The sequence below is a fragment of the Neobacillus sp. NPDC093182 genome (assembly GCF_044754045.1).
Genome location: NZ_JBIVOI010000013.1, coordinates 152,716 through 168,738, shown reverse-complemented (window position 1 = coordinate 168,738; position 16,023 = coordinate 152,716). Strand labels below are relative to the sequence as shown.

Genomic DNA, 16,023 nt, shown 5'->3' with positions numbered 1-16,023 from the left:
CTATTTTCCTTTATTATCTGGATTCTTCGGTTAATTTATTTCATAATTCTTTCTTCACTCATTAAATCGCTTACAGTGCTAATTTTTAAATCCTTTTCTTCAATGAGTGTGATTAAGCGATCTAATGATTTTGCCGTAGATTCTGTTGGATGCATGAGGACCATTGAGCCATTATCAATTTTAGAAATAACACGATTGATTAGTTGATCAGGTGATGGTTTTTGCCAATCTATCGTATCTACTGTCCACATGACCGTCTTCATCTTGAATTCGGCTGCTATTTTAACGGTTTCTTCCCGGTAACTGCCGCTGGGAGGTGCAAACCAACTGATTTTATGACCTGTAGCAGCTTCAATTACTTCATTTGTTTTCACCAATTGCTCTCTGGTCTGAGCAGCAGTAATTCTTCTCATGTCAGGATGTGTATAGGAATGATTTCCAACTTCATGACCTGCACTTACAATCATTTTTGCCAAGTCAGGATTATTTTTTACCCATCTTCCCTCGAGGAAAAAGCTTGCTTTGACTTGGTGTTTCTTAAGTGCTGCAAGCATTTCAGGCAAGTATTCATTTCCCCAAGCTACATTTATAAGGAAGCTGACCATTGGTTTGTCGGGATGCCCGCGATAAATGGGAGATGGGGACAAATCCTCTAGATGGACCGATGGTTTCGTTTGTTTATATACTAATTTTTTTTCATCAAAAGTGCCGCTTTTCTTCATATTCTTATATGAAGCTTCAATATCGACAGTTAACCCATTATAGCCTGGGATTGCTTTCCACACTTCATCAATTTTAGCATTGGAAGGCGGTATTTCATATGTAGAAGCATTTTTTACAATACTTTGATATAGCGGATTTTCTTGTTTTCCTACGGTAACCACGTTTCCTTTAAGTGACGCTACATATGTATTTACAAGAGGATTGTTAACAGAAAACCACGCTATAATTAATATGCAAGCGATCAAACTTAACTTCTTCATTTACCTTCCCCCTTCATACAGAATATATGAATCTGAGGGACAAGGTAGAACTAAAAGCGGAAGCGCCTTGATCAGGGGCGACCGGCATAAGACGAGCCGGCATGAAGGTTGCTTTTTAACCTTCTTGACGGATTGGCTTATGACCCGAGCCCCTAGGCGCTGGAGCTAGATAGAACTTAAAGCAGAAGCGCCTAGGGGCTATAACATTTAGCATGGAAAAAGTCAGGGTTCCCCCTGACCTTCTATTTAAACCTAGTGAAGCAGTCTTATTGTTTTTCCGCTGCTTTCTCAGCCTTCTCACGTTGTTCCTTTAATATCGCCTTACGTGATAAGTTTACACGTCCTTGTTTATCGATTTCAGTAACTTTAACTAAAATTTCATCACCGATTGCAATTACGTCTTCGACCTTCCCAACTCTTTCCTCAGCCAATTCAGAAATATGGACAAGTCCGTCTTTACCGGCAAAGATTTCAACAAAAGCACCGAACTTTTCAATTCGTTTAACCTTACCAAGGTACATTTGACCAACTTCAACCTCGCGTACGATGTCTTCAATAATTTTCTTTGCCTTTTGATTCATTGCTTGGTCAGTTGAGGCAATAAATACTGTTCCATCTTGTTCGATATCAATCTTAACACCAGTTTCTTCAATGATTTTATTGATTTGCTTACCACTTGGTCCAATAACGTCACGAATTTTATCTGGATTAATTTTCATTGTTAAGATTTTTGGTGCAAATTTTGAAAGCTCACTTCGCGGCTCAGAAATCGTTGCCAGCATAGAATCAAGAATATGCATTCTTCCCTTTTTAGCCTGCTGAAGTGCTTCTTCAAGGATTTCACGAGAAAGTCCTTTAATTTTAATATCCATTTGCAGTGCAGTTACACCCTTAGAGGTTCCTGCAACCTTGAAATCCATATCACCTAAGTGGTCTTCCATACCTTGAATATCAGATAAAACCGTATAGTGCTCACCAGATTTTACTAGTCCCATCGCAATCCCAGCAACCGGGGCTTTAATAGGAACACCAGCATCCATCATCGCAAGTGTACTTGCACAGATACTCGCTTGAGAAGTAGACCCATTTGATTCAAGAACTTCAGAAACAAGGCGAATCGTATATGGAAAATCCTTTTCAGAAGGTACAATTGGTTCTAAAGCCCGTTCACCAAGTGCACCATGTCCGATTTCACGACGGCCAGGTCCACGGATTGGTCCAGTTTCCCCAACACTAAATTGAGGGAAATTGTAATGATGCATAAAACGCTTTTCTTCTTCAATTCCTAAACCATCTAGAATTTGCACATCACCCATTGCTCCTAATGTACAAATACTTAATGCTTGAGTTTGTCCACGAGTAAACAATCCTGATCCATGTGTTCTTGGTAAAATACCTATCTGTGAAGATAGTGGACGTATTTCATCAATTTTCCGGCCATCTGGACGAATCTTTTCAACCGTTATTAAACGACGAACTTCACCTTTTACAATTTTATCTAAGATTTGTTTTACTTGTTTCATGTCATCGTCTGTTGCCTCGTTCTCCTCGAACTTAGCGATAACACGATTCTTTACTTCTTTAATCGCATCCTCACGGGCATGCTTTTCTTGAACCTGAATAGCTGTGACCATATCTGCTTCGCACATGTCTCTTACTTCAGCTTCTAAATCTTTATCAAGTTCATAAAGAATAATTTCTCTTTTTGCCTTGCCAGCTTCAGCCATTATCTTTTCTTGGAATTCAATAAGGCGTTTAATCTCTTCATGTCCAAACATGATGGCTTCAAGCATTACTTCCTCTGAAACTTCATCAGCACCAGCTTCAACCATGTTAATCGCATCTTTAGTCCCTGCAACAGTTAAATGAATGTCGCTCTTTTCAGCTTGTTCAACTGTTGGATTAATCACAAACTCTCCACCGACTCTGCCAACAATAACACCAGCAATTGGTCCCTCAAATGGAATGTCTGATGTACATAGAGCTAATGATGACCCAAACATTGCTGCCATTTCTGATGAGCAATCTTGATCCACACTCATAACAATGCTGATTACTTGCACATCATTACGGAAACCTTCTGCAAAAAGTGGACGAATAGGACGATCAATTAATCGGCTGGCTAAAATTGCCTTCTCACTAGGACGACCTTCACGTTTAATAAATCCGCCAGGTATTTTACCTACCGCATATAATCGCTCTTCATAGTTACATGTTAACGGAAAAAAGTCTAAGTTTTTAGGTTCTTTTGAAGCTGTAGCAGTACTTAGAACTGCAGTATCTCCATAACGGACCATTACGGCTCCATTTGCCTGTTTGGCGAGCTGGCCGATTTCGACGGTTAATTTACGTCCAGCCCAATCCATGGAATATTCATGTTTCGTTTGTTCCATATTGTTACCCCTCTCTATCCAAATCACTTTAGAGGATAATGCGAAATAATATCGCTCTAATCGTCTAATATAAAAAAAGCGTTTATAGCTTATGTTATCAATACAAATATACTTATAGTATGCTCAAAATTTTGCGTCTTAAAATATGTATATAATATATTTATCTTGCACTATGGGATATCTTTTTTTAACCTAACAAAAAAGCGGGAAAAATCCCGCTTCTTTTGATTATCGACGAAGTCCTAGCTTATTGATTAGTTCACGGTAACGTTGAACATCTTTATTACGCAGGTACGTTAAAAGATTACGACGCTTACCAACCATTTTCAACAGACCGCGACGTGAGTGGTGGTCCTTCTTATGAGTACGTAAGTGCTCATTCAAATTGTTGATTGATTCAGTAAGGACAGCGATTTGAACCTCTGCAGATCCAGTATCGGCTTCATGAGTTTTGTACTCATTGATAAGTTCGTTTTTACGTTCTTGAGTGATTGCCATCCTATTCACCTCCTAAATATACTATCCCCTGTTACTGAGCAAGCGTCGGTGACTCGACTTGCCAAGCAAAGGTTATTTTTAATACGTTAATAAGAATACAACGTTTTACGACAAATTGCAAGTTCTATCGATAGAAAAGCTATTTATTAAAGTATTTTATCGCATTCTGTTTGTCTTTTTCAATTTGGGCTACTAGTTCTTCGATTCCGGAGAATTTTTGTTCTTTTCTTAGGTATTGGTGCCATTCGATGTTTACTTCCTCACCATATATATCTTTTTGGAAGTTAAAGATATGGACTTCGACTGAGACCTTTAAAGCGTCATTATTGAATGTCGGTTTGTAGCCGACATTGCATACACCCTCATACCAGTCTTCACCGATTTTGATTTTTACCGCATACACACCCAGCGGGGGTAAAATATATTCATCCTTTGTATCCACATTTGCAGTTGGAAATCCAATTGTCCTGCCTCTTTTATCTCCATGGACGACTGTGCCGGCTGTTATATAGAATCTTCCGAGTAATTCTGGCAGTTCGGTGGTTCTTCCGTTTCTTATATATTGACGGATTCGCGTTGAACTTACTTTTTCATCCCCACTGGTGAATTTATCAACGATGGTAAACGTGAATTTCTCTCTTGAATGAAAGGGTAAAATTTCCATAGTTCCTTTCCCCAAACGGCCATATGAGAAATCAAATCCGGCAACCACATGTTTGACATTTAGGTCAATAACATACTGATCGATAAATTCTTGGGGAAGAAGGTTTGCAAATGCTGCCGTGAAATGAACGATAAAAAGATAATCGATGCCTAGTTCCTCAATTAGATTAATTTTATCGGCTAAGGGTGTGATATATTGAACATGCTTTTCATTCTTGCCTAAAACGACCGATGGATGAGGATCAAAGGTCATTACTGCGGACCGGAGTCCTTTTTGATTGGCTTGTTTTTTAGCTTCAAGAATAACCTTTTGGTGACCAAGATGAACTCCGTCAAAATAACCAAGTGCCATCGATAATGGAGGTATTTCAGATTTATCTATATTTAATGGAAACCCTAGCTTTATTACTTCCAATGAAACTCACCTTTTCTTGACCGTAACCTTTTTAACCTTGATCATTACGCAAAACTTTAACCGGTTTTAAAAGCCCTGGTTTGTTCGGGTGTACCGAGTAAATGGCAAGAGCTTTTCCTTCTTCCGTTTCAGCGCTAATAGGTCCGTTACTATTTTTTAAATGTTCTGGTATGGGTAAAAGTGCGCCATTTTTCACTTTCTCTGCTACTTTATCATTAATTATGTATTTCGGCAAATGAGAAAGTGCCATTTCTAAAGGCCGTAAACATGATGAAATAGTCCCCATCTCCATCAACTTTTCTATTTGCTCAAACGTCAGACAATCATCTATCGTAAATGCAGCTGATTGGATCCTGATTAAATTTGACATATGTGCTGGGTAACCGAGACTTTCGCCAATCATAACCGCTAAAGTCCTGATATAGGTACCTTTACTACAGCTAACTCTAAAACGAAAGGATATGGTTTCTCCTGAAAACTCTTCACGATCATCAAGCAGCTCTATCGAATAAATATTGACCTTTCTAGTTGGCCGTTCTACTTCAATCCCTTTACGGGCATACTCATATAAACGAGTGCCCCCTACCTTTACAGCAGAATACATCGGAGGAGTTTGTTCTATTTCACCTGTTAACGATTCAAGGACCTGCAGAATTTCTTTCCTGCTGATGGTACCTTCGATTTTCTTTTCCTCCACTTTTTCTCCAGAAGCATCCTCTGTTGTTGTGGAAAAGCCAATCGTTACTTCGCCCTCATAACTTTTTCCTGCATCCGTTATGTATTCTGCAACTTTAGTTGCCCTACCTATACAAATAGGAAGAACTCCGGTTACGTCAGGATCTAGTGTACCTGTATGACCTACTTTTTTCGTTTTTAATATTTTCCTCAGTCTAAACACACAATCATGCGACGTTAGCCCTGCGGGTTTATATAAAGGTAAAATTCCCTCCATCGCGGGTCACTCCGTTTCTATTTTGTTTCGAAAAAAAAGGATAGACTATTGTCTATCCATTTATTCTTCTTCATTTTTTTCCATGCTTCTTTCTTCATGGTGCAATTGATGAATGAGAGAATTAATACGATTTCCGTAATCCATCGATTCATCCCATTCAAAAAGGATCTCAGGTGTTTTGCGTAAGCGGATACGATGTCCAATTTCAGTTCGGATAAATCCTTTCGCCTTTGCAAGACCTTTAAGAGTGTTTTCCTTTTGCTCTTCATCGCCCAAAACAGAAATATATACTTTTGCTTGTTGTAGATCTCCTGTTACTTGAACATCTGTAACCGTCACGAAGCCGATCCGGGGATCTTTAATTTTACGGCCGATGATGTCACTTAGTTCTTTCTTCATTTGTTCTCCAACACGATTTGCTCTGTGGCTCATCACTTCACCTCTTAACTTAAAGCCATTCTATATCGGTGATTGTTCTTTCTATTTCAGGAAAAGAATCAATTAATTTAAGTGCATTTTGCAGTTCCCGTTCAGTCATTACCTTGTTGGATGTTACCGCAGCGATGGCTATTTTAGTCCGCTGCCACACATCCTGATAACCAACTTCTGAAACCGATACATTAAATTTTTGTTTTAACCTGGTAAGAATTCGCTGCAAAACCGCACGTTTTTCTTTTAATGAATGTGCATCGTATATGATACATTCACAAACAGCTATACCTACAATCATTTACGCTCTATTTCTTCCATTACGTATGCTTCAATAATATCTCCTTCTTTAACATCATTGAAGTTTTTAATGGTAATACCACATTCATAACCTTGTGAAACCTCTTTTGCATCATCTTTAAATCGTTTTAATGCATCGATATTTCCTTCAAAGATGACAACACCATTACGAATTAAACGAATTCCGCTATCACGAGTAATTTTCCCGTCTGTTACATAAGAACCAGCAATCGTTCCAACCTTAGATACTTTAAAGGTTTGGCGAATTTCTGCCTGACCAATGACTTTTTCTTTAAATTCAGGGTCGAGCATACCTTTCATAGCTGCTTCAATTTCTTCAATTACTTTATAAATAATACTGTGTAGACGAACATCTACCTTTTCTTGTTCAGCTGCGCGCTTCGCATTGACATCAGGGCGAACGTTAAAGCCAATCACTATCGCATTAGAAGCTGAGGCAAGTGTAATATCCGATTCATTGATGGCACCTGCACCACTATGAATAATTCTGATATTTACACCTTCAACGTCAATTTTTTGCAGGGATGCTGCAACGGCTTCAGCCGAACCTTGAACATCAGCTTTGAGGATGATATTTAAATCCTTCATCTCGCCTTGCTTTAACTGTTCAAATAAATTATCTAGGCTGACAATCGATTTTTCGCCACGTTGAGCTGCAAGTGCTTGTTGCGCACGTGCTTCACCAACTTGACGAGCTGTTTTCTCATCGTCAAATACGACAAAACGGTCACCAGCTTGTGGAACATCACTTAAACCTGTGATTTCAACAGGTGTAGACGGTCCTGCTTCTTTCACACGGCGTCCTAGGTCATTTACCATTGCACGAACACGACCATATGTGTTTCCTACAACAATAGGATCACCGATCTTCAGTGTACCGTTCTGAACGAGCAACGTAGCAACTGACCCGCGGCCTTTATCTAATTGTGCTTCAATTACTGTTCCAACTGCTTTACGATTAGGGTTTGCTTTCCATTCTTCCACTTCACTAACAAGAAGAATCATTTCCAACAGATTATCGATTCCTTCTCCTGTTTTCGCGGAAAGTGGAACAAAGATTGTATCTCCGCCCCAAGCTTCAGAAACTAATCCATGCTCGGTAAGTTCCTGCATAACACGATCGGCGTTAGCAGCCTCTTTATCCATTTTATTAACAGCAACGATAATTGGAACTTCTGCAGCCTTTGCATGGTTAATGGCTTCAACGGTTTGCGGCATAACACCGTCATCAGCAGCTACTACAAGGATTGTGATATCTGTGATCTTCGCACCACGAGCACGCATCGTTGTAAAAGCAGCGTGTCCCGGTGTATCAAGGAATGTTATCTTCTTTCCATTTTCAACAACTTGGTAAGCACCAATATGCTGGGTAATTCCACCTGCTTCACCTTCAGTTACCTTTGTGTTACGAATGGAATCAAGCAAAGTTGTTTTACCATGGTCAACGTGACCCATAATCGTTACAACGGATGGTCTTTCCACTAGGTCTTCTGGTGTGTCTTCAGTGAAATAAACTTCAAGATCTGTTGTATCAATCTTAACTTCTTCTTCGACCTCAACCCCGTATTCACTGGCAATTAATTCAATCGCATCTTTATCTAAAACCTGATTAATTGTTGCCATAACTCCTAGTAAAAAGAGCTTCTTGATGATTTCGGAAGGTTCACGGTAGATTTTTTTAGCAAGTTCGCCAACAGTCAGAGATTCACTAAAAGTAATTTTAGCTGGAAGCTCTTTTACTTTCTTTACCTGAGGCTGTGCTTGCTGAACCGGTGTATGGTTCTTTTTCCGGTTGTTATTATTATTGCGATTTTGATTATTATTATTAAAAGGTTTTTTATTACCTTTTCCAGCACTGAAAACTTTATTTTCCTTAGATTGGAATTGTTGATTATGCTTTTTACTTTCGACCGTTTTTGGTGGTGATACCACTTTTACCTTGCTAGGAGTTGTGGTCTTTGAGTCGTCATCCTCAAAAGCTTTTGGGCTTGTTTTAATTTGCACTTGTGGTTTAACTCCCTGCTGCTGTGGTCTTTGATTCTGGCGATTTTGCTGTTGCGGTCTAGCTTGCTTTTGTTGAGGTTTACTCTCGTTTTTATTAAAGGTTGCGTCTAGCTTTACAACTGCTGCGTCCTCAATTGTTGCCATATGATTGGAAACCTCTATATTCATTTCTTTTAATTTGGTAATTACATCTTTACTTGAAATATTGTGTTTTTTTGCATACTCATAAACACGTATTTTACTCATATTTTCACCCCCGCTAAAATTAATCGAGCAACGTCATCAATTTCTTTGCAAATCCATCATCCAGTACAGCTACAACAACGCGGGCTTCTTTGCCAATCGCTTGGCCCAGAAGGTGGCGATCTTCCACTAGTTTATATGGAACTTCGTATGACTTACATTTATCTGTAATTTTCTTCGTCGTATTTGCAGATGCATCTGCCGATAAAAGTACGAGCTTTGCTTTTCCGCTTCGTATCTCCTTAACAGAAAGCTCCTCACCCGATATGATTTTCCGTGCTCGATTTGCTAAGCCAAGTAACGACATCCATTGATTTGTATTCATATGGACTGACTGTTATCCTTTTCTATCAATTCCAAAAGTTCCTCGTATAAGGTTTCACTTATCGAAACTTCTAAATGATTAGATAGGATGTTTTTTTTCTTGGCTAGTAGGACCGCTTCCTTGTCCTTTGAAAGATATGCACCTCTACCCGACTTTTTCCCTGTTAAGTCGATAGATACATCTCCTTCTTTTGAGCGAACGATGCGAACGAGTTCTTTTTTCGGCTTCATTTCACCGGTTGCGACACACTTCCGCATAGGAACTTTTTTACGATTGTTCACGATCATTCACCTCACTTCTTATTCCTTTTCTTCTTCATTGGTAAAGTCTACATCTACTTGATCATCAAAAAGTCGAATCATTTCTTCACGTGGGTAGATTCCTAGTTCACGTGCTTCTGTTTCTGATTTGATATCTATTTTCCAGCCTGTTAACTTTGCAGCCAGACGGGCATTTTGTCCACGCTTTCCAATTGCCAGTGAAAGCTGATAATCTGGTACCACTACTGTGGTTGCCTTTTCAGATTCATTCACCATGACATCTAATACTTTAGATGGGCTTAAAGAATTTGCAACAAAGACGACAGGATCGTCGGACCATTTAACAATATCGATTTTTTCACCCTTTAATTCATTGACAACGGCTTGAACCCTTGTACCTTTTGGACCTACGCAAGAACCAACGGGGTCCACTTCATTGTTATCCGAATGAACAGAAATTTTTGAACGGTCGCCTGCTTCACGAGCAACAGATTTTATCTCAACTGTACCATCATATATTTCTGGCACTTCAATCTCGAACAATCTTTTAAGCAATCCAGGATGGGTACGAGATACGAAAATTTGTGGACCTTTCGTTGTTTTCTCAACCTTCGTTATAAAAACTTTGATCCGGTCATGCGGCTTATACCGCTCATTTGGCATTTGTTCATTAACAGGAAGCAAAGCTTCGATTTTTCCAAGACTCACGTAAATAAACTTTGAATCAAGTCGTTGAACAATTCCAGTCATGATATCTTCTTCACGATCAATAAACTCGGAATAAATGATCCCTCTTTCAGCTTCCCTAACTCTTTGTGTAACAACTTGTTTGGCTGTTTGAGCTGCAATCCTTCCGAAGTCCTTTGGTGTTACTTCCATTTCAACTACATCTTCAACCGTATAATTAGGGTTAATGTTTCTGGCATCTGCTAATGATATTTCAAGACGAGGGTCAAAAACTTCATCCACTACTTCTTTTCTGGCAAAAACACGCATTGAGCCTGTTCCCAGATTCAAGTCAATTCGAACATTTTGGGCTTGATTGAAATTGCGTCGATATGCCGAGATCAGTGCGGCTTCAATCGCATCGATTAATACATCTCTAGAAATGCCCTTTTCTCTTTCTAGTATTGTAAGAGCATCTAATAATTCGCTGCTCATTTGATCATATCCCCCTATCTTTCATATATATCTTTTATTAAGAAAAAATAACTGCCAGCCTTGCACTAGCCACTTTCTCAAAAGGAATCTCGATGACTTTTTTACGGGTTTTGATTTTGATTTCAACTTTTACTGTCTGCCCATCATAATCAAGTAACTTTCCTTCGAATCCTTTTTCACCGTCGATGGGCTCGTATGTTTTAATAAACACATTTTTACCGATTGCTTTTTCGAAGTCCTTCGCCTTTTTCAGCGGTCTTTCTGCACCAGGAGAGGAAACCTCAAGAAAATAATTTTGGGTTATCGGGTCAAGCTCATCGAGTTTTTCACTAAGCCGTTCACTGACAATGCCACAGTCCTCAATATCAACACCGTTTTCTTTATCAATATATACGCGGAGAAACCAGTTTTTCCCTTCTTTGACAAACTCAATTTCCACCAATTCTAATTCTAATTCTTGCAAAATTGGCTGCGTTAGCTCTTCTACTACTTCCGTTACTTTGCTCATGTTTAACCTCCTTTACCGACATTTTCACCCATATTATACGTATTTCACGGAAAGTTTTATCAATAACTCTGTAAAATTATCCAATACAAAAACGAAAGAGCGGGTTTCCCCACTCTTTAACACGAGAGTATTTCTTAGTATTTCCAATAAAACTATACCATAACCAAATTTTATATGCAAACCGAAACGCATGATACAAGGGTTTTGGGGAAAGCGGAAGCGCCTTGTCCAGGGGCGACAGGCATAAGACGAGCGCTGACAGAAGGCGTGCTTCTTGCCTTCCGAAGCGATTGGCTTATGACCCGAGCCCCTAGGCTGCTTGCGCTAGACATACTATTTAGAATAGGGAAAGCTGATTTTGATCTGGTAATGCGCCTAAGCAGCCTTGCTTATCTAAATATTCTAGAATAGTTTTTGACACTTTACCACGCTGCTGTAAGTCCTCTTTAGAAAGAAACTCTCCATCTTGTCTCGCCTTGACAATATTATAAGCGGCATTAGTACCAAGCCCTGGTATTGAATTAAATGGAGGAATTAACGAGTTTCCTTCAATGATAAACTCAGACGCGTCGGATTTATATAGATCATAGTTTTGGAAAGTAAAGCCTCTTTCTGTCATTTCAAGTGCAAGTTCGAGTACTGTCAGCAAGTTTTTTTCCTTGTTTGACGCTTCAAGTCCCTTTGCATTAATTTCTTCGATTTTCGCACGGATCGATTCAGAACCGCGTGACATTGCTTCAATATCAAAGTCTTCTGCACGAACGGTAAAATAGGCTGCATAGTATAAGAGCGGAAGATGGACCTTGAAATAGGCAATTCTAACTGCCATTAAAACATAAGCAGCTGCGTGCGCCTTAGGGAACATATATTTAATCTTTTTACAAGAATCAATATACCATTCCGGTACCTCATTACGACGCATTTCTGCTTCCATTTCTTCCGTGAGCCCTTTCCCCTTACGGACCGACTCCATGATTTTAAAGGCAAACGATGGTTCTAATCCCTGATAAATAAGATAGACCATGATATCATCACGACAGCCAATAACTTCACTAAGATTACAGATGTTGTTATGAATTAATTCTTGTGCATTTCCCAGCCATACATCTGTTCCATGTGACAGACCGGAAATTTGGACAAGTTCCGAAAAAGTTGTTGGTTTTGTATCTTCTAGCATTTGACGGACAAAACGTGTACCGAATTCAGGAATCCCAAGGGTACCGGTTTTACACATAATTTGCTGTTCCGTTACACCTAAAGATTCAGTTCCACTAAAAATTTTCATTACTTCTGGATCATCAGTTGGAATCGTTTTTGGGTCCATACCACTAAGGTCTTGCAGCATTCTTATTACGGTTGGATCGTCGTGTCCAAGTATATCAAGCTTTAAGACGTTATCGTGAATGGAATGGAAATCAAAATGAGTTGTCTTCCATTCTGAATTTCGATCATCCGCAGGAAACTGGATTGGTGTAAAGTCATAGACATCCATGTAATCAGGAATAACGATAATACCGCCTGGATGCTGACCAGTTGTCCTTTTTACACCTGTACAGCCGGAAGCAAGTCTTTCTACTTCGGCCCCGCGTAATTGTAAGTTATTATCCTGCTGATACGCCTTTACATAACCGAAAGCTGTTTTATCTGCTACCGTACCAATTGTACCCGCACGAAATACATTGTCCTCTCCAAAAAGAACCTTCGTGTAGTTATGAGCGCGAGGCTGATACTCTCCAGAGAAGTTCAAATCGATATCGGGAACCTTGTCTCCTTTAAAGCCTAGGAAGGTTTCAAACGGAATGTCATGTCCGTCTTTACGGTATTTACCGCCACATTGCGGGCAATCCTTATCCGGTAAATCAAAGCCTGAACCAACAGAACCATCATTGAAGAATTCTGAATGCTTACAGTTTGGACATACGTAATGAGGCGGCAATGGATTCACTTCGGTAATTTCCGTCATCGTTGCTACTAAAGATGAACCTACCGATCCACGTGACCCAACAAGATATCCATCATCCAAGGATTTTTTCACTAGCTTATGAGAAATCAAGTAGATTACGGCGAAACCATGGCCAATAATACTCTTCAATTCTTTTTCAAGGCGTGCTTCCACGATTTCTGGAAGCGGCTCTCCGTAAATCTTCTTTGCCATCGAATAACTCATTTCGCGCATTTCTTCATCTGCGCCTTCAATTCGCGGTGTGTATAAGTCGTCTTTAATTGGCTTAATAGCATCAATCATATCCGCTATTTTGTTTGTGTTAGTTATAACAATCTCTTTAGCCTTTTCTCCCCCAAGGAAAGAAAACGCAGCAAGCATTTCATTGGTTGTCCTGAAATGGACATCAGGCAGTTTGTGACGATTTAGCGGGTTTGCTCCACCTTGTGAGTTCACCAATATCTTACGGTAAATTTTATCATTCTCATTTAAATAATGTACATTACCAGTTGCAACGACCGGAATGCCTAATTTATCGCCAAGCTTTACAATATTACCAATGATATCTTCAAGTGCCTTTTCATCACGAACAAGTTCCATTTCAATCAATGGAGCATTGACTTCCTTCGGCATAACCTCAAGGTAGTCATAGAATTGTGCGGCCGCTTCCACTTCATCAGGAGATTTTTGCATCATACCTTCAAAAACTTCCCCTTTATTACAGCCGGAACCAACAAGAATTCCTTCTCTGTATTTTTGAAGTACGGACCGTGGCAGTCTCGGAACTCTATAAAAATATTCAATATGCGAAATCGATACGAGTTTAAATAAGTTCTTTAAACCCACTTCTGTTTGCGCAAGCAGCGTACAATGATAAGGACGTGCCCGTTGATAGGCATTTCCTTTCCCCATGTTATCGTTAAATTGGTCATGGTACTCAATTCCTTTTTCTGACGCATCCTTCAGCATTTTTAAAAGTAAATATCCAGTTGCTTCAGCGTCATAAATCGCTCTATGGTGCTGTGTTAATTCGATATCAAATTTTTTGGCTAAGGTATTTAAACGATGATTTTTCATTTCTGGATAAAGGAATCTACCTAGCTCTAGAGTATCAATAACAGGATTTTTTGCCTTTTCAAGGCCTATATTTTTATACCCAACATTAAGGAAACCCATATCGAAAGAAGCATTATGAGCAACAAGGACTCCGTCTTCTGCCCACTCATGAAATCTTTGGATTACTTCTCCGACTTCGGGAGCATTTTGCACCATATCATCGGTAATTCCCGTTAAGTTAATGGTCGTTGCCGATAATCGATGGTGTGGATTCGCGAATGACTCAAAGCGGTCAATAATTTCGCCATTGCGAATTTTTACTGCAGCTAATTCAATTATCGTATCGTAAACAGCTGACAGCCCAGTTGTTTCAACGTCAAAAACAATAAATGTATCTTCTGCTAATAAACGATGGGCGTCATTATAGGCAATCGGCACACCATCATCCACCAGATTTACTTCTACACCATAAAGGATTTTAATATCGTTTTTCTTTCCTGCACCATAAGCCTCCGGGAAGGATTGGGCAACAGCATGATCCGTAACAGCAATTGCCTTATGACCCCACTTCTTAGCTTGAGCAATAAGCACCCCTACAGGAGTCACTGCATCCATTGAGCTCATAGGAGTATGAAGATGGAGCTCTACACGTTTTTGATCTTCAGGTGCTGTATCTTTACGGCCCTCTGGCTTGATTTCGTTTATGTCATTTCCAATCATGACTAAATCACGTACAAAGGTGTCATTTTGTATGCTGCCTCGTACTCTAACCCACATACCTTTTTTGACGAGCTGGTAAAGAGCTGCGTCTTCTTTATCCCGCGAAAACATTTTAACCATAAGCGAGCTTGTGTAATCGGTAATCTTAAAGGTTAGCAGCGTACGGCCGCTTCGCAATTCTCTTGTCTCCGCATCAAATATATACCCTTCGACTGTAACTCTTCTTTCTTCATCGACAATATCAATCATGTTTCGCAGGTCTGAATCATCTTTGATTGTAAGACCAATTGAAAGCGGCCCCTCAGAAACTGACCCTCCTGCATCCTTCTCTGCTTCTTTCTTTTGTAAATCAGCTAAGGCCATGAGTCCGCGTTCTTGATCCTCTTTCTGTTTTGCTAATAAAAATTGTTGATATTCGTCATTTTTTTCTTCACTCTTGATGTCGGTTTCAAGTGTTAAACTCGGAAATCCGTATGATTGATATGAAGTGGTAATCATTGAACCATATTTCTTTTTTAAGGCCATGCCTTCTGTGTCATTGCGTACTGAAATCGTTAACTTATTACCACTAACGACCGGTACTTGTTCATTTAATAATTTTAGCATCGGCGGCGAGATACCATCGATTTGTTGAATACTATGATTCCAATACTCTAGAAGTAATTCTGGCTGAAAGCTTTGATCTTCTACTTTTAAATCATAGGTAATATTTGCTATATTTGAGAATTTTCTTTCTAGTTGAGTCGTAAAACGAAGATACAAACTATAAGGAAGAATTTTTTCTAGTAAAAATTGAAAATGCCATTTTCTTGCCTTTTTTTCAACAATAAATCTCTCAATTTGTGCATTTTGAAATTGTGCTACAACAGCGTCCTCGATTAATTCTAGTTGCTGGAGCAAGAGTAAGAATCGCTCTTTTTTGCCAGAGGCATTTTCGCTCATCATTCCCTCTCCCATCTATATATTGTCTAGCTTCAGCGCCTAGCCCCTCGAGGTCATAAGCCAATCACTTCGGGAAGGCAAAGAACGCCTTCCGTCAGTGCTTGTCTTATGCTTGTCGGGGCTGAACAAGGCGCTTTCGCTTTTCGTTAAATCTCTCTATTTATTCTTTTATCAAAATGTAATTATATCATATGATACAAAATCATTC

General features: G+C 39.4%; 13 protein-coding genes. All 13 read right to left on the bottom strand.

Annotated elements, in window-relative coordinates:
* Positions 1 to 35: 35 nt before the first annotated feature.
* The 13 genes from ACIQAA_RS22530 to ACIQAA_RS22470 all read right to left on the bottom strand — a co-directional run bounded on the left by ACIQAA_RS22530 (position 36) and on the right by ACIQAA_RS22470 (position 15,815).
* Entirely contained in the window at positions 36 to 983 is a 948-nt protein-coding gene (locus ACIQAA_RS22530; RefSeq protein ID WP_402623925.1) for a polysaccharide deacetylase family protein, read from the bottom strand.
* A 266-nt stretch (positions 984 to 1,249) separates the two neighbouring features.
* Positions 1,250 to 3,376 carry a polyribonucleotide nucleotidyltransferase gene (pnp, locus tag ACIQAA_RS22525; protein ID WP_402623923.1) on the bottom strand — a complete coding sequence of 709 codons (2,127 nt, stop codon included), beginning with the start codon at positions 3,374 to 3,376 and terminating at the stop codon, positions 1,250 to 1,252.
* Between the two features lie 228 nt (positions 3,377 to 3,604).
* Positions 3,605 to 3,874 carry a 30S ribosomal protein S15 gene (gene rpsO / locus ACIQAA_RS22520; protein WP_307196383.1) on the bottom strand — a complete coding sequence of 90 codons (270 nt, stop codon included), beginning with the start codon at positions 3,872 to 3,874 and terminating at the stop codon, positions 3,605 to 3,607.
* Between the two features lie 139 nt (positions 3,875 to 4,013).
* Positions 4,014 to 4,952 (bottom strand): bifunctional riboflavin kinase/FAD synthetase, encoded by a 939-nt coding sequence (ribF, locus tag ACIQAA_RS22515; RefSeq protein WP_402623920.1) that lies wholly within the window; start codon positions 4,950 to 4,952, stop codon positions 4,014 to 4,016.
* Positions 4,953 to 4,983: 31 nt separating this feature from the next.
* Positions 4,984 to 5,904 (bottom strand): tRNA pseudouridine(55) synthase TruB, encoded by a 921-nt coding sequence (truB, locus tag ACIQAA_RS22510; RefSeq protein WP_402623917.1) that lies wholly within the window; start codon positions 5,902 to 5,904, stop codon positions 4,984 to 4,986.
* 60 nt (positions 5,905 to 5,964) lie between these two features.
* Entirely contained in the window at positions 5,965 to 6,336 is a 372-nt protein-coding gene (rbfA, locus tag ACIQAA_RS22505) for a 30S ribosome-binding factor RbfA (protein ID WP_179161206.1), read from the bottom strand.
* Between the two features lie 16 nt (positions 6,337 to 6,352).
* Positions 6,353 to 6,634: a DUF503 domain-containing protein gene (locus ACIQAA_RS22500; protein WP_402623914.1), complete on the bottom strand. Its 282-nt coding sequence runs from the start codon at positions 6,632 to 6,634 to the stop codon at positions 6,353 to 6,355.
* Positions 6,631 to 8,904 carry a translation initiation factor IF-2 gene (gene infB / locus ACIQAA_RS22495; protein WP_402623911.1) on the bottom strand — a complete coding sequence of 758 codons (2,274 nt, stop codon included), beginning with the start codon at positions 8,902 to 8,904 and terminating at the stop codon, positions 6,631 to 6,633. The genes ACIQAA_RS22500 and infB overlap by 4 nt, the downstream gene beginning before the upstream one ends.
* A gap of 19 nt (positions 8,905 to 8,923) precedes the next feature.
* On the bottom strand, positions 8,924 to 9,226 hold the full coding sequence (locus ACIQAA_RS22490; RefSeq protein WP_307196387.1) for a YlxQ family RNA-binding protein: 303 nt from the start codon (positions 9,224 to 9,226) through the stop codon (positions 8,924 to 8,926).
* Positions 9,223 to 9,507 carry an RNase P modulator RnpM gene (rnpM, locus tag ACIQAA_RS22485; protein ID WP_402623908.1) on the bottom strand — a complete coding sequence of 95 codons (285 nt, stop codon included), beginning with the start codon at positions 9,505 to 9,507 and terminating at the stop codon, positions 9,223 to 9,225. The genes ACIQAA_RS22490 and rnpM overlap by 4 nt, the downstream gene beginning before the upstream one ends.
* 18 nt (positions 9,508 to 9,525) lie before the next feature.
* The gene (nusA, locus tag ACIQAA_RS22480; RefSeq protein WP_402623905.1) at positions 9,526 to 10,647 is read right to left on the bottom strand and encodes a transcription termination factor NusA; all 1,122 of its coding nucleotides are present in this window, start codon (positions 10,645 to 10,647) and stop codon (positions 9,526 to 9,528) included.
* 37 nt (positions 10,648 to 10,684) lie between these two features.
* Positions 10,685 to 11,155: a ribosome maturation factor RimP gene (gene rimP / locus ACIQAA_RS22475; protein ID WP_283864486.1), complete on the bottom strand. Its 471-nt coding sequence runs from the start codon at positions 11,153 to 11,155 to the stop codon at positions 10,685 to 10,687.
* A gap of 337 nt (positions 11,156 to 11,492) precedes the next feature.
* Entirely contained in the window at positions 11,493 to 15,815 is a 4,323-nt protein-coding gene (locus tag ACIQAA_RS22470; protein WP_402623902.1) for a PolC-type DNA polymerase III, read from the bottom strand.
* Positions 15,816 to 16,023 lie beyond the last annotated feature (208 nt).

Coding starts and splice junctions, on each gene's coding strand:
- rbfA (WP_179161206.1), bottom strand. CDS start 6,336: ATGAGCCACAGAGCAAATCGTGTTGGAGAACAAATGAAGAAAGAACTA.
- rpsO (WP_307196383.1), bottom strand. CDS start 3,874: ATGGCAATCACTCAAGAACGTAAAAACGAACTTATCAATGAGTACAAA.
- rimP (WP_283864486.1), bottom strand. CDS start 11,155: ATGAGCAAAGTAACGGAAGTAGTAGAAGAGCTAACGCAGCCAATTTTG.
- nusA (WP_402623905.1), bottom strand. CDS start 10,647: ATGAGCAGCGAATTATTAGATGCTCTTACAATACTAGAAAGAGAAAAG.
- ACIQAA_RS22490 (WP_307196387.1), bottom strand. CDS start 9,226: ATGAATACAAATCAATGGATGTCGTTACTTGGCTTAGCAAATCGAGCA.
- ACIQAA_RS22500 (WP_402623914.1), bottom strand. CDS start 6,634: ATGATTGTAGGTATAGCTGTTTGTGAATGTATCATATACGATGCACAT.
- infB (WP_402623911.1), bottom strand. CDS start 8,904: ATGAGTAAAATACGTGTTTATGAGTATGCAAAAAAACACAATATTTCA.
- ACIQAA_RS22530 (WP_402623925.1), bottom strand. CDS start 983: ATGAAGAAGTTAAGTTTGATCGCTTGCATATTAATTATAGCGTGGTTT.
- truB (WP_402623917.1), bottom strand. CDS start 5,904: ATGGAGGGAATTTTACCTTTATATAAACCCGCAGGGCTAACGTCGCAT.
- pnp (WP_402623923.1), bottom strand. CDS start 3,376: ATGGAACAAACGAAACATGAATATTCCATGGATTGGGCTGGACGTAAA.
- ACIQAA_RS22470 (WP_402623902.1), bottom strand. CDS start 15,815: ATGAGCGAAAATGCCTCTGGCAAAAAAGAGCGATTCTTACTCTTGCTC.